Origin of the sequence: Pedobacter sp. UC225_65 (assembly GCF_042698365.1) — a bacterium.
In the GTDB taxonomy this organism is placed as follows: domain Bacteria; phylum Bacteroidota; class Bacteroidia; order Sphingobacteriales; family Sphingobacteriaceae; genus Pedobacter.
This window is the reverse complement of record NZ_CP170550.1, coordinates 331886-355874: the sequence shown is the minus strand read 5'-3', so window position 1 is coordinate 355874 and position 23989 is coordinate 331886. Positions and strand designations below refer to the sequence as shown.

At 38.3% G+C, this 23989-nt stretch carries 21 protein-coding genes and 1 pseudogene; 15 read left to right on the top strand and 7 right to left on the bottom strand.

Annotated features, from left to right (window positions below; all coding sequences use genetic code 11):
• Positions 1-5: 5 nt before the first annotated feature.
• Positions 6-2495, bottom strand: coding sequence for a TonB-dependent receptor domain-containing protein (locus ACFJIZ_RS01835; RefSeq protein ID WP_379090133.1), 2490 nt, complete (start codon positions 2493-2495; stop codon positions 6-8).
• Between the two features lie 75 nt (positions 2496-2570).
• On the opposite strand from ACFJIZ_RS01835, the gene ACFJIZ_RS01830 reads away from it, so the two are divergent.
• From ACFJIZ_RS01830 to ACFJIZ_RS01795, 8 genes are all read left to right on the top strand, one after another.
• The gene (locus ACFJIZ_RS01830) at positions 2571-2912 is read left to right on the top strand and encodes a hypothetical protein (RefSeq protein WP_379090131.1); all 342 of its coding nucleotides are present in this window, start codon (positions 2571-2573) and stop codon (positions 2910-2912) included.
• A 102-nt stretch (positions 2913-3014) separates the two neighbouring features.
• Complete coding sequence (locus tag ACFJIZ_RS01825) at positions 3015-4292, top strand: TonB-dependent receptor plug domain-containing protein (RefSeq protein WP_379090129.1); 1278 nt, start codon at positions 3015-3017, stop codon at positions 4290-4292.
• 18 nt (positions 4293-4310) lie between these two features.
• Complete coding sequence (locus ACFJIZ_RS01820) at positions 4311-5366, top strand: TonB-dependent siderophore receptor (protein ID WP_379093835.1); 1056 nt, start codon at positions 4311-4313, stop codon at positions 5364-5366.
• A gap of 3 nt (positions 5367-5369) precedes the next feature.
• On the top strand, positions 5370-5942 hold the full coding sequence (locus ACFJIZ_RS01815; protein ID WP_379090127.1) for an ABC transporter permease subunit: 573 nt from the start codon (positions 5370-5372) through the stop codon (positions 5940-5942).
• Positions 5942-6775, top strand: coding sequence for a DUF3526 domain-containing protein (locus tag ACFJIZ_RS01810; protein ID WP_379090125.1), 834 nt, complete (start codon positions 5942-5944; stop codon positions 6773-6775). The genes ACFJIZ_RS01815 and ACFJIZ_RS01810 overlap by 1 nt, the downstream gene beginning before the upstream one ends.
• 1 nt (position 6776) lies before the next feature.
• Positions 6777-8198 carry a DUF3526 domain-containing protein gene (locus ACFJIZ_RS01805; protein ID WP_379090123.1) on the top strand — a complete coding sequence of 474 codons (1422 nt, stop codon included), beginning with the start codon at positions 6777-6779 and terminating at the stop codon, positions 8196-8198.
• 10 nt (positions 8199-8208) lie between these two features.
• Positions 8209-8904, top strand: coding sequence for an ABC transporter ATP-binding protein (locus tag ACFJIZ_RS01800; protein ID WP_379090121.1), 696 nt, complete (start codon positions 8209-8211; stop codon positions 8902-8904).
• Between the two features lie 64 nt (positions 8905-8968).
• Positions 8969-9415, top strand: coding sequence for a hypothetical protein (locus ACFJIZ_RS01795; protein ID WP_379090119.1), 447 nt, complete (start codon positions 8969-8971; stop codon positions 9413-9415).
• A gap of 138 nt (positions 9416-9553) precedes the next feature.
• On the opposite strand, the gene ACFJIZ_RS01790 is transcribed toward ACFJIZ_RS01795, so the two are convergent.
• Together ACFJIZ_RS01790 and ACFJIZ_RS01785 are read right to left on the bottom strand one after the other, a co-directional pair.
• Positions 9554-10240 carry a hypothetical protein gene (locus ACFJIZ_RS01790; protein ID WP_379090117.1) on the bottom strand — a complete coding sequence of 229 codons (687 nt, stop codon included), beginning with the start codon at positions 10238-10240 and terminating at the stop codon, positions 9554-9556.
• 219 nt (positions 10241-10459) lie between these two features.
• Positions 10460-11125: a response regulator gene (locus ACFJIZ_RS01785; protein WP_379090115.1), complete on the bottom strand. Its 666-nt coding sequence runs from the start codon at positions 11123-11125 to the stop codon at positions 10460-10462.
• Between the two features lie 257 nt (positions 11126-11382).
• On the opposite strand from ACFJIZ_RS01785, the gene ACFJIZ_RS01780 reads away from it, so the two are divergent.
• The 3 genes from ACFJIZ_RS01780 to ACFJIZ_RS01770 all read left to right on the top strand — a co-directional run bounded on the left by ACFJIZ_RS01780 (position 11383) and on the right by ACFJIZ_RS01770 (position 13374).
• On the top strand, positions 11383-11808 hold the full coding sequence (locus ACFJIZ_RS01780; RefSeq protein WP_379090113.1) for a hypothetical protein: 426 nt from the start codon (positions 11383-11385) through the stop codon (positions 11806-11808).
• A 143-nt stretch (positions 11809-11951) separates the two neighbouring features.
• Positions 11952-12596, top strand: coding sequence for a hypothetical protein (locus tag ACFJIZ_RS01775; RefSeq protein ID WP_379090111.1), 645 nt, complete (start codon positions 11952-11954; stop codon positions 12594-12596).
• The gene (locus tag ACFJIZ_RS01770; RefSeq protein ID WP_379090109.1) at positions 12586-13374 is read left to right on the top strand and encodes a sensor histidine kinase; all 789 of its coding nucleotides are present in this window, start codon (positions 12586-12588) and stop codon (positions 13372-13374) included. Before ACFJIZ_RS01775 ends, ACFJIZ_RS01770 begins: the two co-directional genes overlap by 11 nt.
• A 180-nt stretch (positions 13375-13554) precedes the next feature.
• On the opposite strand, the gene ACFJIZ_RS01765 is transcribed toward ACFJIZ_RS01770, so the two are convergent.
• A complete protein-coding gene (locus ACFJIZ_RS01765; protein ID WP_379090107.1) occupies positions 13555-13986 on the bottom strand; it encodes a hypothetical protein in 432 nt (143 codons plus the stop codon).
• Between the two features lie 200 nt (positions 13987-14186).
• On the opposite strand from ACFJIZ_RS01765, the gene ACFJIZ_RS01760 reads away from it, so the two are divergent.
• The 3 genes from ACFJIZ_RS01760 to ACFJIZ_RS01750 all read left to right on the top strand — a co-directional run bounded on the left by ACFJIZ_RS01760 (position 14187) and on the right by ACFJIZ_RS01750 (position 16625).
• Positions 14187-15104 (top strand): carboxypeptidase-like regulatory domain-containing protein, encoded by a 918-nt coding sequence (locus ACFJIZ_RS01760; RefSeq protein ID WP_379090105.1) that lies wholly within the window; start codon positions 14187-14189, stop codon positions 15102-15104.
• On the top strand, positions 15026-15922 hold the full coding sequence (locus ACFJIZ_RS01755) for a TonB-dependent receptor domain-containing protein (protein WP_379093832.1): 897 nt from the start codon (positions 15026-15028) through the stop codon (positions 15920-15922). The genes ACFJIZ_RS01760 and ACFJIZ_RS01755 overlap by 79 nt, the downstream gene beginning before the upstream one ends.
• Positions 15923-16031: 109 nt before the next feature.
• Complete coding sequence (locus ACFJIZ_RS01750; protein ID WP_379090103.1) at positions 16032-16625, top strand: hypothetical protein; 594 nt, start codon at positions 16032-16034, stop codon at positions 16623-16625.
• 7 nt (positions 16626-16632) lie between these two features.
• On the opposite strand, the gene ACFJIZ_RS01745 is transcribed toward ACFJIZ_RS01750, so the two are convergent.
• Both ACFJIZ_RS01745 and ACFJIZ_RS01740 read right to left on the bottom strand, forming a co-directional pair.
• On the bottom strand, positions 16633-17331 hold the full coding sequence (locus tag ACFJIZ_RS01745; RefSeq protein ID WP_379090101.1) for a LytR/AlgR family response regulator transcription factor: 699 nt from the start codon (positions 17329-17331) through the stop codon (positions 16633-16635).
• Entirely contained in the window at positions 17328-18929 is a 1602-nt protein-coding gene (locus tag ACFJIZ_RS01740; protein ID WP_379090099.1) for a histidine kinase, read from the bottom strand. Before ACFJIZ_RS01740 ends, ACFJIZ_RS01745 begins: the two co-directional genes overlap by 4 nt.
• 169 nt (positions 18930-19098) lie before the next feature.
• Between ACFJIZ_RS01740 and ACFJIZ_RS01735 the strand changes: the two are divergent.
• Positions 19099-21491, top strand: a pseudogene (locus tag ACFJIZ_RS01735) (TonB-dependent receptor domain-containing protein).
• 38 nt (positions 21492-21529) lie between these two features.
• On the opposite strand, the gene ACFJIZ_RS01730 reads toward ACFJIZ_RS01735, so the two are convergent.
• Entirely contained in the window at positions 21530-23803 is a 2274-nt protein-coding gene (locus ACFJIZ_RS01730) for a glycoside hydrolase family 95-like protein (protein WP_379090097.1), read from the bottom strand.
• Between the last annotated feature and the right edge of the window lie 186 nt (positions 23804-23989).

Sequence of the window (23989 nt, the reverse complement as noted above, 5' to 3'; positions counted from 1 at the left end):
AGAGTTTAAAGTGTATTGTCAAAAGTGAGGTCTTTCTTTTTCTTAACTATCCCAAAATTGTAGCTCATGCCAATGTAGGCAATCCTTGAGTTGCTTCGGGTAAACACTTGCTGTGTTAAAAGCGGACTACTTAATTCGGCTTCTTGTCGCTGGGTCTTAAACACATCTGATACGGTTAAATAAATAGACCCTTTCTTTTTAAGGATTTCTTGTCTTGCGCCAAAATTGAACACAAAACTTGGCAAATATTTACCCTGCGGGGTTAAGCGGGCTGATTTATAATTAGAATTAACTTGTACCACCGTACTTTTGGTAAGGGTATAACTCGAATTAAAATTGGCACTCCAAGTAAAGGTATTTCTCTTGCTGCTGTAACCCAGATTAGAGGCATCAATTTGATTGTAAAATGCATTGGGTGTAAAATTGATGTTAACCTTATCGTTGAGGTTGGCCGAGAAAACGACATCAGCTCCAATGGCCCGATCATTGGCCAAATTCTGTTGCGTGGTAATGAGTGTAGTGCTATTTAAGGGTGTGGTAATAGCGGTAAAACCGTTGTACTTGTAGCGGTAATAGATACCCGGCAGTATGGTGAAATTATCGTTTTTCCATTGATAACCCAGCTCTACAGAATGGATCATCTCTGGTAACAGGTATGGATTACCAACCCTGATATTTGTTGGGTCGGCATATTCAGCAAATGGATTAAGGTCATCTCCCTCTGGTCTACGCACCCTGCGACTATAGTTCAATTGCAACTGCCTGCTATCGCTTAATTTATAAGACAAATGTAGCGTAGGATAAACCTTAAAATAATGATTGGGAATAGTCACATCTGTAGTAATGAGGTGAGAATTTAAGTCGGCATACTCTCCTCTTAAGCCAAGCATCAGTCCAAATTTTTTCCACGATTGTTCTATCGTGCCATATAGGGCATGGATATTTTCATTGTAGATGAAACGATTGGTCTTTGCCTGATCCGTAACAAATCTTTGCAACTGGTAATCATAGGCCTCTCCAAAAAAGTCCATGTCATGCCTGTTGTACTGACCATCGTAACCAAATTCCAATTTGGTATCTTCAGAGATGGGATTCTCATAGGCCAAGGTCAATTGTTGGTTATCACTGGTTTGTTTGATGATCGTATTGTCTAACTGGTTGGCACCGCTTGGAAATTTGTAGACATTGGTATAACGGTTATCTTCTACCTCGGGCGAATGTGCAGCATTGAACTCTAGTCTGATTTTGTGGTCTTCTTTTTTAAAACTATGTTCAAAGAAAAAGGTGGCATCGGCTTCCCGCTCGTATTCGTAGTTTTTTCTGATGCGCTCGTAATCCGAAATCGGACCCGCACTGTTACTTACCATTTTAAGGGTAAGGTCGTTCTTGTGCATGTTTCGGAAATAATAGTTTCCAGAAATGCCAAGACTGTTGTGATCATCAATGGTATAATCCATCCCTATGGTTGCTGTATTTGAAAAGGGCCTTGAACTTGCACTGATCTCGTCCTTATAGTAACTCAATGCCGAAGTAACTGCATCTGTTTGGGTGCGATCATTGGTGGTTTGCCTTAAACGGTAATCTTGTTTGAGGCTATAACTGCCGAAAAAATTGACCTTGCCAGGTTTATAATTTAGGTTAATACTGGTATTGTACCGCTCTTGGTTACCGATGTTGGCCGTAACGCCCCCATTCAAGCCATTTTTACTGTTCTTTTTGAGCACAATGTTGATGATACCTCCTGTACCATCTGGTTTATATTTAGCGGATGGGTTGGTAATTACCTCAATCCTGGCAATGCTATTGGCTGGGAGTTGTTGCAGGGCCGCCGCTGCATTTTTACCCATAATGGGCGAAACCTTTCCATTGATCAAAATGGTGGCCGACGAGTTTCTAAGGCTTACATTGCCTTCGATATCAACCTGTACCAAGGGCACATTCTGCAACACTTCGCTTGCCGAACCAGATTTTGCCATTACATCTTGGTCTACATTATAAATTTTACGATCGATCGAGTTGCTATACAATTGTTTCTTAGCTGTTACCTCTACCTCTTTTAAGATCTTGGTATCGTTTTTAAGCACAATATCCAATGTTAATTTGGGGTGGCTTTGGTCTAATACCAATGTAGCCGATTTGTATTCTTGGTAACCCACAAAACTCGTCTTGATGTAATAGCTACCTTCAACCATACCTGTAAATTTATAGTGCCCGTTTTTATCGGTTATTTCCTGTTTGATGAGCGCATTACTATTCAATGTTCTCAGTTCTAATGTTACAAGTTCCAGATTAAAGTTGGTACGCTGTTCTTTAACTACACCAGTAATTTCGCCCTTAAACTGCTGGGCAAAAGCTGGTATGGTAAACATTAAGCCTATAAATAAGGTGATGGATCTAACTAGGATACGTTGCATAAAACTATTTTCTGCATAATTAGCACCCAATTCTGTAGCATTCTTGAAGTTTCTAAAAAAATAGAGGTTAGAAAGACCCAATTTTTAAGCTTATTTTAAATTATATCATAAATGTTATAGTTAATTATGGTTTTTTGTTGCAACTTTGATGCAATTGTGAAAATAACCGAGACAACATTTTTCAAAGCACTGATCAGGCAATGTATAGGCATGGCCATGCTATTGGTATTTGTGCTGTTTCAATGGTTTCAATTTTATCACTACCACCCAACAACTGATACCACTACTTCTAATTCTAAAACAAGCCAACTCTATCAAAAATGTGAAGTTTGTGCTTATGTACTTGGCAAAGAGAATAGTTGTATCACCCATAATGGCCTAACTGCCCCTATACCTACCTGCTTTATCCTTAGCGCAGTTAAATTCCTTCCCCATCAATTGGGCAATATTAATTTAGTTGCCATACCTTTTGACAATAAAGGTCCCCCTTTGGTTTAGTAATCCTTGCACACAACGTATAAACGTTGTTTTTTTCTAACACACAATTAAGATTACTTCACCTCCGGCTGGCAAATGCCAACTGGAAATCAACACGCGTAAATGAAATTTTTATATTTATTATGCTGCCTTTTGCTAGGCGGCTATTGCTATGGACAAGGCAATTTAAAAGGAACAATCAAACAGAAAGATGGGGCTGCTGCTGTGGCGGTAACCGTATCTTTGGCAAAGACCACCTACAGCACCGCCACCAATGAAAGTGGCGCTTACAGTTTCAACCAAATTCCAGAAGGAAACTATACTTTAAAAGTAAGCAGTATCAATTATTCGCCCATCAGTACCCCAATCAAAATTACCAATGGTGCTACCACAGTTGTCAATTTAGAACTCCACCTCGCTGACAATTTATTGGAAGAACTGGAAATCAACAAAAAAATCATCAAAAATTCTACAGCATTGACCAGAACTTCTACTCCATTAAAGAGTCTGCCCCAAAGTGTTCAGGTCGTAAGTGAAAGACAGATCAAAGACCAACAATTGTTATATGTAGAAGAAGCCTTAAAGAACGTAGCGGGTGTTAACTTTTCTTCGCCTTATGGCAATTTCAACTACAGAGGTTTTGAAACAGGACTGCAAGACATCATGTTCAATGGCATGAAAGGTAGTCCATATCCTGAAGGGGTTTCTCCAATGCTTTCCAATGTAGAAAGAATCGAGGTGATTCATGGTCCAACGGCTATCCTTTATGGTCAGGGAGCACTAGGTGGCAACATCAATCTGGTAACTAAACAACCAAAAAAATACAGTTCTTTTAGTGTAAGTGCTGGTATGGGCAACCTAAACCTTTATCGGGTAATGGCCGATGTTAGCGGTAGTTTAAACAAAGCTAAAAATCTTTATTTTGTAACCAGTGTAGGTTATCAGGATGGTGGGGTTTACCTCGACAATTATAAAAAGCGGAACCTACAGCTGTATAGCGCATTGCGATGGGACATCAGCCCAAAAACCTTTATACAGGTTAATGGCACTTACCTAAACGATGATCAGACCAGAAATTATCAGCCTACCCTACCCCTTGTAAAAAACGATCTTTTTGCTGTGCCTTATCGTTTTAACTATTCCAGCGCAGATGCTTTTTACAAGGGCAGTTCTTATCAGGTACAGGCCGAAGTACAGCACCAATTCAATAGCGATTGGAGTTTACATCTACTAGCCAACGTAGCCGAAAGTTCTTCGAAAAGAAACGAATATAGTTCGTTAGGTTATTATGACCCCATTACAACAGCTTTGCGACGTTCTTATACCAAAAAGGAGGATCCATTCGCCTTCTATTTCCATCAATCCTTACTTAAATGGCAAATTCGACGCGCTAGGCATTAAAAACACTGTTTCAGTCGGATCAATGCCGATTTCAAGCGCAACAATTATCCAAATGGATTTTTCCAATACTCGGCAAATACCATTTTCTTAAATAAGCCAGACGACAGGCCTTTTACCACAGATGGCCAAACGCTGTTTTATCTTTCTACCGAAGAAATATTTACCTATAATATTTTTGGAGCCTATGTACAAGACCAGATAGAGATCACACCTAAATTAAAGGCGCTGCTTGGCCTTCGTTATGCAAACTATTATTCGAGATACCATGTACCTAGCATTACCTATGATGGTGTAGAGTTTAATGAATACAATGAAAACCCACAGGTGACCAGTACTTTTATACCCAGAGCTGGTTTGATCTATCAACCATGGAAAAATACCAGTCTGTATTTCGATTATAATCAAGGTTTTACCCCGCAGTACAACAATGTTAAAGCCTATGGTGGACCATTTGATCCAGAAACCAGCAACCAATACGAATTTGGTTACAAAGGCAGTTTCTTCGACAATAGTCTATTGGCTGGTGTTTCCATTTATCGCATTGATAAAACGAATGTACTTACAAATGCCCTGGATCCTAACAACCCAATGTTGCTACGGGCAATTGGACAAGTAAGAAGCCAAGGTGTAGAATTGAGCTTAACTGGTAAAGTTACCGATGGTCTATTTTTAACGGCCAATTACAGCAACAACAGCACTAAAGTACGCAAGAGCAATAAACCAGTAGAAGTTGGTCAAGTCTTTAGCAATTCGCCTAAACATATTGCCAGTATTTGGGCGAGCTATCAGTTTGAAAAAGGAAGTTTAAAAGGTCTTCAGCTTGGTATGGGTCCGCGCTATACCAGCAATAGGTTTATCAATATCAAAAGATCAAATGCCGATGTATTGATATTGCCAAAGTATACCATCGCAGATGCCATGATAGGTTATCAGCGTAGCCGTTATGGCCTTCAGTTCAACATCAATAACATTTTCGATAAAAGATATGCCCAAAGCGGAAGCAATACGGTATATGCCCCCGGCATGCCACGCAATTTCATGCTAACCGCTACTTACAGTTTTAAAAAATCGTAACCTATGATCAAAGTCATTGTCCTCAACGAAATCAGGTCTGCCCTTAGAAACAAGACCATCGTGTTGCTAAGTTTCATATTTTGGTTACTTATTGCGGTGGCCATTTTTGGTGGATTTAAGAACTACACCTTATCAGACCAGAACAGAAAGCAAGCAAAAGCCATGTTCAGAAAGGAATGGGTAGCACAAAAGGCCAATCCACATTCTGCCGCTCATTTTGGCACCTATTTATTCAAACCGTTTTCATTACTTAGTTTATTTGATACAGGCTTAAATAATTATACGGGTACATCATACAGAGTAGAAGCCCACAACCAAGCAGAGATGAACTATGCAGCTGCGCAAGATAGTGATACCGAAATGCGCTTTGGCGAACTGACGATGGCTTCACTGCTACAGCTTTTTTTACCTCTATTGGTCATTTTTCTCTGTTTCCAATCGGTGAGCAGAGAACGCGAAAACCATACTTTAAAACTATTGTATGCGCAAGGGTTAAAGCCTTCGTTATTGTTATGGGGTAAAATTTTGGGCAACTACCTGCTCATTGCCGTCATTACGATCCTGCATTTGTATTGATGTTGTTGGCAGTAGGCATTAAAGAGCCAAGCTTATTGGCCAGAACAGCTGCCTTTAGTGTTTGTTACCTGCTTTACTTTTTAATATTGACCAGCATTTTCGTTTATGTTTCGGCATTGAGCAAAAGCTCAAAGAACTCACTATTAACAAGTTTGGGTTGCTGGGTCTTCTTTTGCATTATGCTGCCGAAGATGCTTACTGGTCTGGCCAATTATTGGTACAGTTTACCATCGAGGGGGGAGTTTAACAAAGCCATTGAAACCGGCACCAAAAATGGGATCAATGGGGATAAGGATAGAATGGGGCGCTATAAGGATTACCTCAATCAAACACTAGCCAAATATAAAGTAGATAGCCTTACCCAATTACCCATAAATTTTGATGGATTGAGCATGCAAAATGGAGAAGATTACCTGACCAAGGTCTATTTCAATTACGCCAAAGACGTAGAAAGTAAAATCAATCAGCAACAGCATGTTCAACAATTTGCTGCTTTTATTGATCCTTTTCTAAGTATGCAACAATTGTCTATGGCCTATGCTGGAACAGATTACGACCATCATATTGATTTCCATAAACATGCCCAACACTATAGGGATGAATTTATCAGGAAACTCAATCTGGAAATGGCTTTTGGCGATAAATTACAGCTCAAATATGATTTTAAGGTAGGCCCAGATTTTTTTAAGACCATGCAGGATTTTGAGTATCAACAACCGCAATTGGGTTGGGCTATTCAAAAGCAGCAATATGCATTGTATGCCTTGTTGTTATGGTTGGTCTTTGTCCTTGCTCTTGTTCCATTCGTTTCAAAAAAAATAGCCATTAACTGATATGAAACTATTCAACACGATCTGCCATTTTGAATGGCTACAGCTTAAAAGGCAAAAAACACAATGGATCAGCTTGTTGGTCTTTTTCTTAATTGGATGTTACGCCATCTATTCGGGTCATAGTACCATTCAAAAGCAAAACATGGTACTTAGCAAATTGCAACAACAGTATGATAAAGACCATGAACTGGCCCTGCAAAAATTTACCGATACCTTAACTGCCGAAACTAAAGCGCAAGCTGCAACTGCAGGAATGGCGCAAATGATCAATTTTAGGATGCCACCCTTGGCTTTAGACCATCCTGAAGGTTTGGCGGTATTGTCCATTGGCCAACGCGATGTAAACCCTTATTACCAGAAAGTAAAATCGTCTATCAATTACCTAGATCAAGAAAATGTAGAGATCAGCAATCCAGCACAGCTTTTTGCAGGGAATTTCGATCTTTCTTTTGTATTGATCTACCTGCTTCCCTTATTGATCATTACACTTTGCTACCATACTTATGCCGAAGAAAAGGAACAAGGCACTTATTCGTTATTAAGTATCCAAGCGGCTAACCTAACAACCATCATGCACTATAAGATATTGTTTAGACTGGGTATCATCCTGGGCTTGATTTTATTGCTTAACCTGATTGGTTTTATGGCTGCTGCACAACAAGCTGCACTTTCTATAAGTTCGATGATGTTATGGCTGTGGTTAAGTTTAGCTTATATCATTTTTTGGTTTGCCATCTGTTATTTCTTTTTGCAGCTTAAACGCAGTTCTATTGTTACCGCCTTACAACTGGTAGCAGCTTGGTTGTTCTTTCTTATCTTATTGCCTTCTTTAACCAACAGTTATCTCAGCCTTAAATACCCTATCCCACTAAGGGCTAGTTTGGCATCTTATCAAAGGCATATCAGCGAAGAAGTATGGGAAATGAAACCTATCGCATTAGCCGATTCTTTCAATAGATACAATCCGCAGTATAAGTCTTCAATCAATTTGGCAAAAGACAGTACCAGAAATGGAGAAAGGTTTATTGCAGGTTATTACGACCTCAGCGAACGGAAAATAGTCAGGTTTGCAAGAGGGATAGACCAACAATTGGCTCAAAAAAATAAAATGGCAAGCCAACTTGCGGTCATTAATCCAAGTATCCAATTGCAATACCTGTTTAATGGTTTGGCACATACTGGCCGAAGTGACCATCAAAACTTTAAACAAGCAGTGGTCAGCTTTCAAAAAAAATGGAAACATCACCTGCTCCGTTATCAATTGGCAGGAATTCATTTTACGCCAACAGAGCTAGAACAACTGCCAAAATTCAAGCTAGAAAACCCAAGCAATAATCTATCCATATGGATTGGCAGTTTAAGCTTATGGCTGGGCGCAGGCCTATTTCTACTTATTTCATTAACGATCAAAAGAAAAATCTAAACCTCAAAAAATGTTACAGGCAATTAATTTAACAAAAAAATACAACGACCAATTGGCTTTGAACAAGCTTAACCTCACCATTAACAAAGGTGATGTATTTTGTCTTTTAGGTCAGAATGGCGCTGGAAAAACAACCACTATCAATCTTTTTTTAGGCTTTGTTAGCCCTAGTGCTGGGCAGGCTTTGGTCCATGGCGTTCCGGTTGAACAAGATACTACTGCCACAAGAAAACACTTGGCCTATATTCCTGAAGTAGTTATGCTTTACGCTAACCTTACCAGCATCGAAAACTTAGACTTTTTTAGTCGCTTGGCAGGCTTTACATACTCAAGGAAAGAACTGGAAGCCTTTTTGAATAAGGTAGGTTTACAACAAGCTGCTTTTGACCAAAGAATGGGAGCCTACTCTAAAGGAATGAGACAAAAGGTAGGGATTGCAATTGCTCTAGCTAAAAATGCAGATGTATTATTGATGGACGAACCAACTTCTGGTCTCGACCCCAAAGCCACTAACGAATTTACAGAACTGGTTAAGGAATTGGGCAAACAAGGCAAAGCCGTAGTAATGGCTACACATGATATCTTCAATGCCGTAAATGTAGGTACAAGGATAGGTATTATGCGAAGAGGTGAACTGGTACATGAAATGTCGACCAAAAACCTAGATGCCATTGATCTACAGAAACTGTATCTGGAAACCATCTAATCTATTTGCAATAGTTGATCAAACTTACCAATTGCTATCAAAGCATGTTTAATCGTTAAAAACAATGAAAAGCATATTTTTCATCTTCATTTTATGTCTAGGTTTTCCTGTTGCTTTTGCGCAAAGAACCCATAACGCAAACGACCAGATCAGGTCCATCAATTGGGATGCGATTGGAAGTGTAACTTATGAATTGACCGAAAAAAATGAACTGCTGCCTATTTATACAGAATTGATTACCAGATACGAGAATAAATCTTTTGAGTTATTGGGTTATTTGATTCCAATCAAAAGTAAGCTCAAACACGAAAGGTTTCTATTGGCCTCTTTACCCATCAGTCAATGTTTTTTTTGTGGCAAGAACGGTGTTCCCTCCATGATTTTGGTCGAGATGAAATCGCCAATTTCTTTTTCCGACAAACCCATCCGTTTAAAAGGCATACTTAAATTGGCCAAAGGTGCAGGTCAAACACCGATTACCTTAACTAATGCGGAGTTGGTGCCTGATTGACGTTTGCACTCAAATTGTTTCCATGCAAAAGCCCTAGATTACGCTAGGGCTTTTTGTTTTTCCGATACCCACAATGTAAATGAGATAAGGAACATTATTACTATTAACAAATACGAGGCGTTAATTAGAAATAATAAATTAAAGTATGGCGAGCAAGTTGATATTTGCCGCTTTTCTTCTGCTGAGTTCTTTTAGCATATCACTTTCCTTCATCGTTGCCGCCCAAGCTGGTCGTAGATGAAAATGAGGCTGGCTGGTAAAGGTCTTCCTATCGCCTGCCCATGTCAGGCCAATAGATTCGCCTATGAGGGCCAGTTCTGTATAAAATGGTGAATCATCTTTATAGGCATATTCTCCTGTAGCAGTTTTTTCAAAAATGCCAATGCCAAAAGTGAGGCCGAAGTTATAATCGGATGCTTTTTTTTGGTCATCATCCTCACATAGGCAGTTCATCAACCTGATCTGGATGCCTTTAGCAGTGGCCAATTTGATCAATTCTTTGGCAAAGGGTGTTACTTCCTTTGTCATGGTCTGTAGTATACTTTCATTATAAAGGTTGATTGATGCCGTGTCTTCATCAATAGCAGGTTCATTGTCAATCAATAGGTCGTATAGCACATCCCAAGTTTTAGACCAAGGATAGCCATCAGCCCTAACATCTATTTTTTGTTGTATGGCTTTGATCAGCGAATTAATATTGATGTCGTAGGGTAAGCAGTTAAACAATAGGTAATAAATATTAAGCCATGTTTTTGATGAGGCTACACCATCGGCTTCAATACCAGCTTTAAGTTGTAAGGCTTTAATTTTGTCTGAAGAGGTCATCTGTTTAATATTTAGCGTAAAAATCGAAATCTAATTAATTAGCGAATTATCCAAGCCGGTTAAAGACGGCTTATGGGGCATGGATACTTAGCGAAGCTAAATGACAGTTTTTTTTGAAGAGATTTGAGCGTAGTTTTGCCTAAAAGGCTAATCGCGTAGATTTACGAGGGCATACCCGTAAAAATACCTGGTTTTGATTTTTATTGACTGAAAGATTTTTTAATGAGAAAAGCTGTCCAACTCGATCAGCTTATGTTTTAGGGCATATAAAACAAGTCCAGCCGTATTGCGACTGCCGGTTTTCAGCAACAAGTTATTTCTATGTCCTTCTACTGTTCTATTGCTGAGAAACAATTTTTCGGCAATTTCATTACTGTTAAATTGTTTACAGATCAACTCTAACACCTCCTTTTCTCGGGAAGTCAACTTGTTTTCGCTCTCGAGTGTGGTGGGTGCTTTTTTAACCAGACCTTTACGCATGATCTCTAACATCGGCATGGTAAAATAGAAATCGTTCTTAAAAACTTCCCTTATGGCCAGTTCTACCTCCTCTGGTTCTGCGTTTTTGGCCAGATAACCATTGGCACCTGCCTGTATGGTAGCCAAAATAAAATTCTCTACCTCGTGTATTGTTAAGATAATGACCTTGATGGCGGCATGTTTTTCCTTTAAGATTTTTAACGCTTCCAGCCCATTCAGCTCTGGCATTGAAAGATCTAGTAAAATGATATCTGGCTTTTCTATTTCGCTATTGCATAACTGGAGCAGTTCGTTTCCATTTCCAGCTTCAAAAATCAGCGACATCTGATCAAAAGAACTGATCAATGCAGCCATACCCTTTCTAAAAAGCTTCTGATCATCTGCAATAGCAACGTTAATTTTCATGAGAATCTGTTTGGAAAGCTGAATGTATAAAAAATACAAAGCATTTACATATAATCCCTGCTCTTTTTTAGATTTTGATCCTTATACTTGATTTTTTAAAGTTTTATACAAGGCAATTGACCTTGGTTTAGACGATAGATGCAAAGTTTTTTTCAAACTGTTCATAAATATTGTTTTTAAAGGAAAAGAAGTGTAAAAATATGTTTAAACACATACAATGTAGATTTGTTTTTCTAGTTTTATAAAAAAAACAAATTATGAAATCTCAAATTACAGTACCAACCATCCCACTTCCAGAAGCTAAAGAAAGAGTTGCTCGTTTTAGGGCGCAATTAGCAAGCTCAGTACCAGAAGAAAACATTCCTAGAGCGATTTTAATTCCTATTGCTGATATTTTAGCAATTGTTAACAAGTACCAAACGTTAACTCCAAAAGGAGACATTACTGTTGCCCTAAAAGGTATTCGTGCATATTTTGCAGTTAATAAAGACGATGAAGATCTACCTGATGACATCACTGCATTGATCGTACCTGTTGACCTTAAAGGAAGTGACATTATCACCACTCCTGTCGGAATAGGTTTGGGTGAAGATGAAGGCGGTTCAGAAATCTATGATTTTACTACCCCATGTCCGAGTGAATGTGATGTGGATAGTCCGTTATTTATCGGTGGAAAACCATAATACGCACAATAAGGGGTATTTTGTTTAAGTTTCACCTAATTTCTACATCAAACCCCTTTATATTTTAATACGTTCATGTTTTTATGATTGCTTATTTTAAGGATAATTAAAACCATGGCTATAAACTCTTCTAAAAATATATAATGCCACCATTAAAATATATCTTTCACACCATTATTGTTCCATGTAGTATCCTCATTCCTATATTTATATTTATCCCTAAGTTTAAGATCGCAAAAGCTGAGTTCCGCTTGCTTTTCTACTATCTTTTGATCTCTGGAATAATTAATACCATAGCTATATTAGTGAGACGTTACCATGTTAGCAATTTGCCTTTACTGCATTTGTATACAATTGTTGAAGCCGTATTTCTTTTAAGCTATTTTAGACAGATATTTGAAGACCCCAAGATCAAAAAGATACTTACCTTTTTAATTTTTGTATTCCCGGTCATCTGTATCTTAAATTTTAGCTTTTTACAGAGCATATATACTTTCAATACCTATACCAGACCATTAGAGGCCATTTTAATTACCTTTTTCTGTATGTTATACTTATACAGAAGTGGATTTTCTGAAAACTGGTTGAACAATCCTATCAATTGGATCAATATGGGTATTTTAATTTACTTCCCGGCTGCCTGCATTATCTTCATCCTTTCCAATTATTTCATTGCCAGTACCAATGCTGTGATGAAAACCATGGTGTGGAATATACATGCGGCATTGGTCCTTTTCATGTATCTGATTTGGGCAAGGGGCTTTAAACTGATCGGCAATGGGCGATAATATCTTCATCCTTATTTTCTATAGTGTAATTGCTATTTTTATAATGGTTACATTTTTCCTCGTATTATATATCCGCAACCAGAACATGTTATGGCAACAACGAAGATTATTTCAGGAAACCGAGATCCTTCAACAAAAGCAGTTGTTGAATGCAGTGATTGAATCGCAGGAAATAGAACGTAAACGGATTGGAGAAGACCTACATGATGAGATTGGAGGTACTTTATCTGCAATTAAATTGATGCTTGGTGCATTGAAACAGCAGGATGCTACAAATCAAGATGTAGTTTTGCCAGCCAAGCAATTGATTGATAAAATGATCGTAGATGTGCGGAACATTGCCCACGACCTTTCTCCTCCTGGCCTGGCGATGTTTGGCCTTTATACCACAATTGAAGGCTTTGTATCTTTGATCAATAATACAGGTGAAATAGAAGTTGTGGTCACACACGACCCCCACACAGAAGAAAGGGTTCTTTCTGACAAAGCAGAGCTTGCTTTGTTCAGGATCATTACACAACTGATAGCCAACACGTTAAAGCACGCAGAAGCAAAACGCATTGAGCTTTGTTTCAAACCTGATGACCAAAACATCAAAATCATCTACAATGACAATGGAAAAGGTTTCGACCCCACTATTTTAAATGCCAAGCAAGGTATTGGCATGCAGAACATTAAAAGTAGGTTGCAGATGATCGATGCTAACTATACGATAGAAACAAGTTTAAACAATGGTTTTAAGATGACTATCGTTTGCCCAGTTGATAGGGTAAATTAACATTGCTGCCTTAAGTTCATTTAAAAATCCTTAGTATCAACTAGGGATTTTTTTTTGCTATAAAAAAGGGCGAGAACAATCCGTCCGATCATTCTCGCCCATCTAAATTATACGCTCTCTACTATAAGACGTCAGATATTTAAAAATCGTATATGTAGATGAAAAAAATTTATTCTTCAACTATTTTTTATCCCTTATTTTTTTCCAGCCAAAGCCACAGATCAAAAGCAGCATTACTGGAATATAACCATCTAAACTACATTCAACGGTAAAAAAGCCTTCGTAACCCGAAGCCATCCCTCCATTACATCCGCTGATCAGGCCTAATACATTATAATCCAATCCACCCGGACAGACTTTACAAGTCACCGTTCCACTATAAGGCACATAGCTACAATTGTCGTTAGATAAAACCTGAGTTGTCGATTCTGCATAAAGTGCGCTTCCACCTAAAAGTGCATTAATCAACGAGGTCAACAATCCACTCACTTTTTGTGTGTAGATTACCTTATTATTGCTGGGCAATACGCAACCCTGAACTTGTTGTGCAAATGCATTGTTACAGAAGATAAAGAACAGTAGAAAAACAATTATAATTTTTGAACTCTTCATCATTTTGGGCTTAATACCCACAAATAAGCTGATTAGCCCTGAATAATCAGGCGTTCATTTTGTTCAATAAAAGGCATGTTTTACTATCATAGCCGACCTTTTTGTTCAACCTTTGTTGAAGGAAAAAAAATGTTGTCCAAAACCAAATCCCTCCCATTTTCGTAACTTTACAGGAGTTTGAACACATTATACAATTTACTTTGGGAATTAAGTCTACCTTAAGCTTTATTGCTTTATTCATCAGCCTGACCTGTTTTGGCCAAAAATCAGGTTTGATGACCGGAACCGTACAAAATGCGAACACAAATGAATTATTATCCAATGCAAGCATCATTGTAAATGGCACCAATATAACTATCCTTTCAGATAGCGTTGGAAAATTTAAGCTGTCATTACCTGTTGGAACATATAGTTTAACTGCCAACTATATTGGATATATTTCCCAAACAAAATACAACATTGTGGTAAGCTCAGGCAATGTTCAATTGGTAAATTTCGAACTTCAAACTGCGGCAAAAGCATTGAATGAAATTGTGGTACAAGCCAATAAAAACAAATCGGCCATTACAGCAGATATGGTAACCCCTTTATCTGTTCAACAGCTCACTACCGAAGAGATCAAAAGTAGTCCTGGTGGTAATTTCGATGTATCTAAAGTGGTACAAACACTACCTGGTGTAGGGATAAGCAATGGTGTAGGCGAGCGAAATGACATCATCATCAGAGGTGGTGCACCCAATGAAAATGTTTATTATTTAGATGGGATTGAAATTCCGGTACTTAACCATTTCCAGACACAAGGCAGTTCTGGTGGTGCACAAGGCATACTTAATGTTTCCTTTATTGAGAGCTTAAAACTATCTTCATCTGCCTTCGATTCAAGATATGATAATCCTTTGGCATCTACCTTTGTTATTAAACAAAGAGATGGGAACAGCGAGCGTTTATCTGGCAATGTGAGGATAAGTTTTACCGAGTCTGTATTGACCTTAGAAGGCCCTCTTTCTAAAAAAACCACTTTTCTCGCTTCTGCCAGAAAATCTTATCTCAGTTTTTTATTCAAATTGATGCGATTCTCCGGATCAGACCTGACTTTAATGATTACCAATATAAAGTAACCCATAAATTTAATGACAAAACTACCCTCACTGCAATCGGTTTAGCTGCAGTAGATCGTTTCTCTTTTGCACCAACCAAAGAATCAACCTTAGAAAATACCTATGTCTTAAGGTCTACCCCTTATATTAACCAATGGAATTATACTGTAGGTTTTAACCTTAACCGCAAGATTGATGATGGTTTCATGAATTTTACACTCAGTAGAAATGTATTTAACAACACTTTAGACAAATTTGAAGACGAAGAAAAAATAGAAGCAAAAAGAAGTTTATTGGTAGCATCTCAGGAGGTGGAAAATAAATTTCGATTTGATATCAATAAATTTATCAATGGCTGGAAACTTTCAGCTGGTGTGATGACACAATTGGTTGGTTATGATGCCAACCTGTACAATAAAGTTTCTAATGAGGTGAAAGATTCACAGGGAAATGTGATCAGTGCAGAGCGGATCATCCGTTTCAACAACGATTTCAGTTTTTGGAAATATGGATTGTTTTTGCAGGCATCGAAGAACATCTTTAATGAGCGACTGCTTGTTTCTGGTGGGATCAGGACTGACATGAATACATTTACTGCTGGTGGAAACAATCCATTAAAAACATTATCACCTCGTATTTCCATGGCATATCACATTGATAATCAATGGGACATCAATGCTTCAATTGGCACTTATTTTAAAATCCCACCTTATACTGCATTGGGCTATTTAGACAATAAAGGGCAAGCTGTAAACAAGGACATGAAATATATTCAATCTACCCATTACGTATTGGGTACTCAGTTTCTTCCTAAAAATAATTCTCCGATTCACGTTTGAAACTTTTTATAAAAAATACCACAATTATCCGGTTTCTGCTGCTACAGGCATATCGCTTGCCAATCAAGGAGCTGAATATGCTTCTGTAGGTAGTGAACAACTGATCAGTGTGGGTGATGGGGAAACTTATGGCTTTGAAGTTTTTGTTCAACAAAAATTGATCAACAAACTATTTTATGTAGCGAGTTATTCTTATGTGAGAAGTCGATTTGCTGGACTTGATGGCAAAATGATTTCCTCTTCTTGGGATAATGAACACCTGCTTTCTCTTACTTTAGGTTATAAATTGAAAGGCAATTGGGACTTAGGCCTGAAATATCGTTACGCCGGAGGCTCTCCATATACACCATTCAACTTATTGGCATCGCAACAGAACTATGTTACTTTAGGTGTGGGTGTACCAGACTACAGTAGGTTAAACAGCGAACGATTAACTGCCTTTAGTCAATTGGATTTCCGTATCGATAAAAGAATCAACTTCAGTAAAACTTCTTTGAACTTGTATGTAGATATCCAAAATATACTGAAAAACCAGAATGCCAATTTCCCTAAATACACTTTTAAACGTACAGCTGATAATGCTGCTTTTTTAACCACTGATAACAAATCTTTGCAAACGGATGGTTCAAATGCGATTCCTTATATCTTAAATACAAAATCTGGCAATCTCATACCATCTATCGGGCTTATCTTCGAGTTTTAACAGGCATTTAGATCATTTTATTTTTCAACTCCTTATACCTTGATCTTCCAATGGGCAGCATCTCTCCATTTTTAAGCAAAAGATGGTATCTACTTCCAGGTTGTACGATAATTCGTTCGGCTACCTGCAAGGGAACAAGGTATGACTTATGGATACGTTCAAAAGAAGTTGCCAGCAATTGCTCCAACTTTTCTAATGATTTATCATGCAGTTCTGTTTTGCCGTTCTTTAAATGTAGCTCGCTATAGATTCCTGCTCCTTTTACATAAAATAAGTCTTGAATATCGATTAGGCAAACATTACCTGCTTTTTTTACGGCCAAAAATTTGATGTCATTTTCAATTTTTATACCACTGATGGTAATTCTTTTAAAGGCCAGTTCCAACCTGTGTTCATCAAAGGGTTTGGGTACAAAGTCTAATACACCGTAGGCAAAAGCAGTAATTGCCTTGTCGGTATTGGCAGAAACAATGATGGTATGAAAAGATCCTGCAACTACAGATTCCAACACATTAAAGCCATCTTCACCATTCAAATTCAGGTCTAACAATAAAATATCAATCGGATGTTGATCGATATAATTCAATCCTTTTGTCAAAGAATCACAAATGGCCAAAGAGGATAGATTATGTTCGAAAAACTTACTCGTCATGCGTTCTAACCTCTTGGCAATCCTAGCCTCATCTTCAATGATCAATATCCTCATTTCTCGTAAATTTTAATGATGGTTTGCCAACCATCATTGTTCGCTTCAGAAATAAATTGCCAATTGTTGCCATAACTTTCGGCCAATCGTGCTTTAACATAGCCAAAACCATTCCCCTTATCGCGGGTAGGTGGTCTATTTTGGGCCTTGGTCTGAAAAACATATTGTTTGTAAGTTGCAGTTCTATTAAATTTCAAGCTGAATCCAATTGTACCATCAGCAAGTGGCATGCTATGGGTAATCCCATTCTCTAAAATGGTATGGATCAAAGCCGGAGGAATCAATTCATTTTTCTCTATTCCTTCATCCTCCCACGTATATTGGATCTCCTTTCGGTAGTGCATCACCGTTAAATGGGTTTTACAAAGTTCTATTTCTTGCTGGATAGGAATCAAAGTTTGATCTGCTATTGAGTTCATGATGTCAAACTCACCAGCTAAAGCCTGGATAAAGGCTGCTCCTTCTTTTGGCGATTCCTCTACCCAATCTATCAAAGAAGTTAACGTATTTTTAAGAAAATGTGGCTGGATATTCTTTTTGATCAATTCTAATTTTAGGCGTGAAGAAAGTAAAAGAGACGATTGATATTCTTCTTCTACCTGCTTGGTGCGCAAGGCATGCAAATAAAGCATGCACAGTACAATAATGGTAAAACTGATGAACAGACTAAAATCATAAAATAGATATTGATATATGATTACGGTTGACAACAAGCCAATAAACACTATAATCGCCCCTTTCTCTTTTTTATAGATGGCCATTAACACAACTAAAACAGAAGTAAGCCACATTACAAATGTGTAGCAGAAAGCGGTAAAATCGTAATGTCTATAATTAACAATATAGATTATACTTAAAATAACAAAAAGTACTGCCAGCAATAAACCCTTTCGATAAAAATGAAATTGGATAGTAAAGTATGCTGGAACCAGCATAGCTAGGGCAAAAGTTAGCCAACCAATGATCTCTAAACGCAAAAAAAACTTGGTATACGGAATATCTATATAAAACTTCAGGTATTCCATCATCAACAATGCAAAAAACAGCAAACAGATCACTGCAAAGATGAAAACTGCATATGCCTTGGTCCGGCTATTCAGGAATAAGAAAAAATAGTAGATCGCTGCAATAAGAAAAGCGCCTGCCATGAGGTTCATAAAAGACATAATGATCAGTGGGCCTTTTAATAGCATCTCATAATTATCAAGCCCAATACCGATGCTCCTTCTAACGTCTGGCAAATAAGATTGCGAAATGCGAAATGCCAAAACATGTTCTCCTACCTGCGACAATGAATCGGGTACGCTTAGGTAAGTAGTTTCGGTACCGGGTACCTCTATGCTGTTCTGGGCAATTACTTTTCCATTTGAACCAATCAAAACCCCATCCCAATACACATCGAATGCTCCAAAAGACCCGATCTGTAAACCCAGTTGGCCTTTTGACCTTTCAAATAGTTTAACTTTTGAACGCGCCCAAAAGATTTGCTTACCTGTATCCCCCCTGTCGGTGGTCCATTTAGAATCGTCGTAGTCTTTCTTTGCCCATTCTAAATTATCCCCAATCTGATAAAGAGGTTCTTCCTTCTCATATTTCATTACAGATTTACAAGATGAAAAAAATAATAGACCGACTATAAAAACCAGGATACGTTGCATAGGCCAAAGTTAGTACTAAGATAGCGGAGAATGGTGCATTTCAAAAGGACATAGAGCAATTGACATGTTTTTCCTACCTACGATCAAAAAGACGGATTAAACTTGCAGCATGAAACGATCATTACTCATTTTATCTATCCTCTGCTGTTTCATCGGCAGCATGGCACAACAAGCTGTTTTAACAAAAGGAATAACCGTACATGGCCTAGTGCATGATCAACAAGGAAAAAAACCAATCGCCTATGCTACAGTAAGTATTCTTGATCAGTCGTCTAAATTGATTGTAGGATCAATCACCGACGAGAAGGGAGCTTTTACCTTAACGGGCATCCCAGCAGGCAATCTCACTATCCAATTCAGCTTAATGGGCTATCAAACCATTAGTAAACCTCTACAAACCGCCAGCAATAATATTAATCTTGGTACAATTACCTTAACCACCGACCCTTTGTTATTGAAAGAAATTGCCGTAGTTGGTGAAAAATCTGCTATAAGCCTGAAACTGGACAAAAAAGTATTTGAAACCGGAAAAGATATTTTATCACAAACAGGCTCGGCAACAGATCTGCTTAATAGCGTACCATCTGTAAGTGTTAGTCCTACGGGTGCGATCAGCTTACGTGGCAATGGAAATGTGTTGGTTTTGATCAATGGCCGTCGCTCTGGTGTGGTTGAAGGCAATGCCTTAGAACAACTGCCAGCAGACCAGGTTGAACGTATTGAAGTCATTACCAACCCTTCTTCCAGGTATGATGCAGCAGGTTCGGCAGGAATCATCAATATCATTCTCAAAAAGAACAAAAAAGCAGGCATCAACGGCCAATTGCGATTGGTAGGTGGTATTCCGAATGAAACACGCATTACACCTAGTTTAAACTATAAATCAGATAAGATCAATCTCTTCTCTACTTTTGGCATCCGATTATCAGATTATGTTGGTCTTTACAAAACCAAACAGACCATACAAAATGGTGCAAATACCAACCTGTTAAATCAGGTACAAGATGAAGACCGTCATGATGATGCCAAAATGCTCTACTTGGGCGCTGATATCATCTTGAACAACCATAATACAATTACGGCTGCTTTTTTAAAAAATGCCACCAACGACCATGATAAAACTGTATTGAACTATGCCTATGCAACCGCAGGAAAAGGTAGCGACAGCAGTTTGGTACGCAAAGGCGAATCGTGGGAGAAACGCAATTACAATCAGTTAGAGTTCAACTATACCAAAACCTTTTTAAAACCTGGTAAAAAGTACACTTTCGATATGCAGTATGATTTTTGGAACAGTGATAAGGATTGGAATCTAAATACCAACAAACTATTTCCGCAAAACATTGGTCAACCCGGCATCCGGACAAGTTCTATAGGTGCAAGTAAGGATTTATTGCTACAAACCGATTTTGTACAACCCATCGATAGTATTTCTACATTTGAAATGGGCCTGAAAATGGAAAACCGTAGGGTAACCAGCGATTTTAAAGCAGAACAACAACAAGGGAGCGACTGGACCATCTATAATGGCATCAACAATCAATTAGCTTATAACGAATTGATTGGTAGTGGCTATGTACAATATGCTAGCAGATTAGGTAAAATTGCCTATCAATTGGGTCTACGCACCGAACTGACCAAAATCAAGATTGAAGACAGGGCTGGCAGTTACCATAACAATAAAGATTATACCAGATTGTTCCCTACGCTAAACTTGAGTTATCCTTTTTCAACAAGTGCAACCTTACAGGGAAGTTATAGCAGAAAGATCAACAGACCGTCGTTAAATCTATTATACCCTTTTAATGAACTGACAGATTTCAATTCACAGTTTGTAGGTAATCCAGAGTTAGATCTTCTTTTGCTCATGTTTTTGAATTAGGCTTTCTTAAAAACTGGGGTACTTTTACTTTTAATCCTTCTGTTTATTATCAAAATAATAGTCAGACATTGGTAGAGTATACCACCAGAAACCCACAAGGGATATTTATTACTTCGCCCATCAATATCACAGGCGAAACACGTAAAGGGATAGAGCTTTCTACCTTGTACAACCCTTTTAAATGGTTACAGCTAAATTTTGAGCTGAATGCCTACAGTTTCAAACAAACTGGAAGTTACAAAGACCAGAACTTTAATTTTACGGGCGATGCCCTGACCAGTAGAATAGGTACGCAATTCAAATTACCAAATAAATTGGCTTTTCAGGTTCGATACAACTTTACAGGTGCACAAAGTAATGCCCAAAGCCATGATCAAGCCATACACAATATTGATTTTGGAGCAAGTAAAAACCTGTTCAAAGATAAAGCCACTTTATTGTTAGACGCCACCAATCTGTTCGATCTTCGTCAATTTACAACCACAACTACAGGTGTTAATTATGTTTTAGAAAAAACAAACCGACCAAATGCAGCAAGGTATCGACTAACTTTTGTATACCGCTTAAATCTAAAAGAGAACCAAGCAGTTAGGCAAGCCAAAACCGGAAATAGAAATTAAAGCAATCCACTCTTCACCAAATGAAGAGTGGATTTTTTTTATTCATAGCCATTTTCAAATACAATGGTCTGCCCTTTTTTAAGGTAGGCACTCACTACTTGAATCCCATTTACATTGGCCATTGAGGTAACCATATTTTTGACAACAAATGTCCGGAATGGTAATTTAATGTACAGCTCACCACCTTGTTCGGCATATACCTTTACTTGGGTAGGTACACCATTTTCTTTACTGGCACTGATCAAAAAGGCGCCTTCGGTACGCAGATTGTTAAAAGACACATTTTTCCAGGCATTAGGCACTGCCGGAAAAACCTGAACATAACCATTTCTGGATTGTACAAGTAGCTCTTGCACACCTTGCGCAAAGGCAAAATTCCCCTCTAAGGTAAATGGTCTATAGGTAAAACTTGAATATTGCCCGCCTTTCTGGTCGCCATTTAAATGGAAACTGTTGGGCGAACAAAAGTTAGAAGCAAAGATCTGTAATTGTTTTACAGCCTTGTCTGCTTCGTAAGCACGGGCGTATAAAGATGCCATCCAACTGAATGAATAACCTGTCCATGCCCTAGTGCCCTTTTCCTCTATCCTTTTTAGGGAGTTTTTTATTTTTGTTCCATCTTTTGGCAAATTGACATCAAGTAGGGCCAAGGGATAAATTGCCATGTATTGCGACATGTGTCGATGGGAATCGTTCAGGTTTTGGTTCGGGGCAATGGTAAACCCAGTTTCATTTACCTCATAATCTGGCAGCTGTTTCAACAAAGCCAGCCAATGTGCACTTTCTTTACTTTGCTTATTTGCTGCACTTACTTCAGCCGCTGCTTTGAATAAAAACTTGGCCAAGCTCAGGTCAAAATTACTCCAGTTTAAATACCATGCGTTAATGCTATTGTCGTTGTATTCTGGACTTGAGCTCAACGGTAATTTGCGTACCCCTTTCTCTAAATAGGTAATGTTTTCAAGGTAGGTTGCCGCTGCATGGATGTATGGATAAGCCCTGGTCTTCAAAAACTTTTGGTCCATGGCATATTTCCATTGCCAATAGAAATGTTGCGCAGTCCAGGCACTCACCGTTGGCGACATGGAATACTGGATCCAACCGCCCATTGGGTCTCCATTTAAAGTAATTACGCCGGGAACATTTAGTCCATCTACGCCAAAATATTGTTTGGTATAAGCTAAATTTCGATCCTTAATTTTCCAGAGCCAATCGGTAAAGGTGGCGCCCTCTGCCAAATGGTTCGAAGTGTAGGTTGGCCAATAACTTAATTGCGTGTTTAAGTCATTATGGAAATCGCCTTTCCATGGAGGTAAACTTCCATTGTCTGCTGTCCATACGGCTTGCAAGGTAATGGCTGGTGCCCCTTTTCTGGCTACACTGCCCAATTTATACATTTCTAGTTGATATTGTTTTTGGATCAGGGTATCTGGTAGGTTGATATTAGACTTGGACCAAAAGCTTTTCCACCAATTGAGATGTGCAGTTAGATTGAGTTTTTCCTTCTCGAGTGTAGATATTGATGATAATTCGGCCCTTTTGGTATTGCTGATTGTCCAAGCCCCTATTATTGTCGTCGCATTTACCCTTTTCCAAATGATCTTAACTTCATAGAATTTACCTTGGGCCGTGGGTTGAACATAACTGATACTGTTGGCAGTCTGTATTACCTTAGCCTTGGCATAACCCAGTTTTTGCAAACCTTCGCCGGCATGGCTATTGTCTGCTACAGCTTGATTACCGTTGTTATAATTATGTACAATCAGCTCAGGGATAACTTGATCAGTTTTTAGATTGTTAAAACTGAAAACACCTTTAGGTTCAATGGCATGGATGTAGCAGTTAAAAACAGTTCCATTTTCAAACTTAATGGTATTTACAGCTGTTTTAATATCTAAAGTATTGACAATTACCTTACCTAAAGCAGCAATGTTAAATTCAATTGCAGCCGCGGGCAACTTGGTTGGATAAGGAATCTGATCGTAAGGTTCATCTCCTATTTTTTGAACTACAGCGTAATTTTTGTTCAACACCTGTTCTTTCACCCATGTAAAATTGAGCTTGGATAGGTCAAGCGCTTTACGTTCATCCCATAGGTCTGCCCGATCCAAAGACAGGCGAAGTTTATCATTTTTACCCCATACCAAAGCCCCCAACAATCCATTCCCTAAAGGCATGGCCTCATCCCAACGGGTAGCTAATCTAGCAAATGACAGGTTCTGGTTCTTATTAACCTGAGCGGAGATAGTCCCTGTCGAAAACATCAGTACAAACAGGGTAATGATTAGGTTTTGCAGGTTCTTTTTAAGCATAAACGCTGGGATTTAAATACATACCAATATAACATTTATACGACATTAAAACTAGTTAAAAAAATAAATGGCTAATTATCAAATATTTAACAAAAATACAAAATACATATAGTACTATGTATTACATAATACTGAATTAAACATCTACCTTTATTGATATCAATAAACAATCAACCCAAGGCCAAG

Excerpts from the sequence above, each read along its gene's own strand:
- ACFJIZ_RS01825 (WP_379090129.1), top strand. The coding sequence starts at position 3,015 with ATGAAATTTTTATATTTATTATGCTGCCTTTTGCTAGGCGGCTATTGC.
- ACFJIZ_RS01815 (WP_379090127.1), top strand. The coding sequence starts at position 5,370 with ATGATCAAAGTCATTGTCCTCAACGAAATCAGGTCTGCCCTTAGAAAC.
- ACFJIZ_RS01810 (WP_379090125.1), top strand. The coding sequence starts at position 5,942 with ATGTTGTTGGCAGTAGGCATTAAAGAGCCAAGCTTATTGGCCAGAACA.
- ACFJIZ_RS01805 (WP_379090123.1), top strand. The coding sequence starts at position 6,777 with ATGAAACTATTCAACACGATCTGCCATTTTGAATGGCTACAGCTTAAA.
- ACFJIZ_RS01800 (WP_379090121.1), top strand. The coding sequence starts at position 8,209 with ATGTTACAGGCAATTAATTTAACAAAAAAATACAACGACCAATTGGCT.
- ACFJIZ_RS01795 (WP_379090119.1), top strand. The coding sequence starts at position 8,969 with ATGAAAAGCATATTTTTCATCTTCATTTTATGTCTAGGTTTTCCTGTT.
- ACFJIZ_RS01790 (WP_379090117.1), bottom strand. The coding sequence starts at position 10,240 with ATGACCTCTTCAGACAAAATTAAAGCCTTACAACTTAAAGCTGGTATT.
- ACFJIZ_RS01785 (WP_379090115.1), bottom strand. The coding sequence starts at position 11,125 with ATGAAAATTAACGTTGCTATTGCAGATGATCAGAAGCTTTTTAGAAAG.
- ACFJIZ_RS01780 (WP_379090113.1), top strand. The coding sequence starts at position 11,383 with ATGAAATCTCAAATTACAGTACCAACCATCCCACTTCCAGAAGCTAAA.
- ACFJIZ_RS01775 (WP_379090111.1), top strand. The coding sequence starts at position 11,952 with ATGCCACCATTAAAATATATCTTTCACACCATTATTGTTCCATGTAGT.
- ACFJIZ_RS01770 (WP_379090109.1), top strand. The coding sequence starts at position 12,586 with ATGGGCGATAATATCTTCATCCTTATTTTCTATAGTGTAATTGCTATT.
- ACFJIZ_RS01765 (WP_379090107.1), bottom strand. The coding sequence starts at position 13,986 with ATGAAGAGTTCAAAAATTATAATTGTTTTTCTACTGTTCTTTATCTTC.
- ACFJIZ_RS01745 (WP_379090101.1), bottom strand. The coding sequence starts at position 17,331 with ATGAGGATATTGATCATTGAAGATGAGGCTAGGATTGCCAAGAGGTTA.
- ACFJIZ_RS01740 (WP_379090099.1), bottom strand. The coding sequence starts at position 18,929 with ATGAAATATGAGAAGGAAGAACCTCTTTATCAGATTGGGGATAATTTA.
- ACFJIZ_RS01730 (WP_379090097.1), bottom strand. The coding sequence starts at position 23,803 with ATGCTTAAAAAGAACCTGCAAAACCTAATCATTACCCTGTTTGTACTG.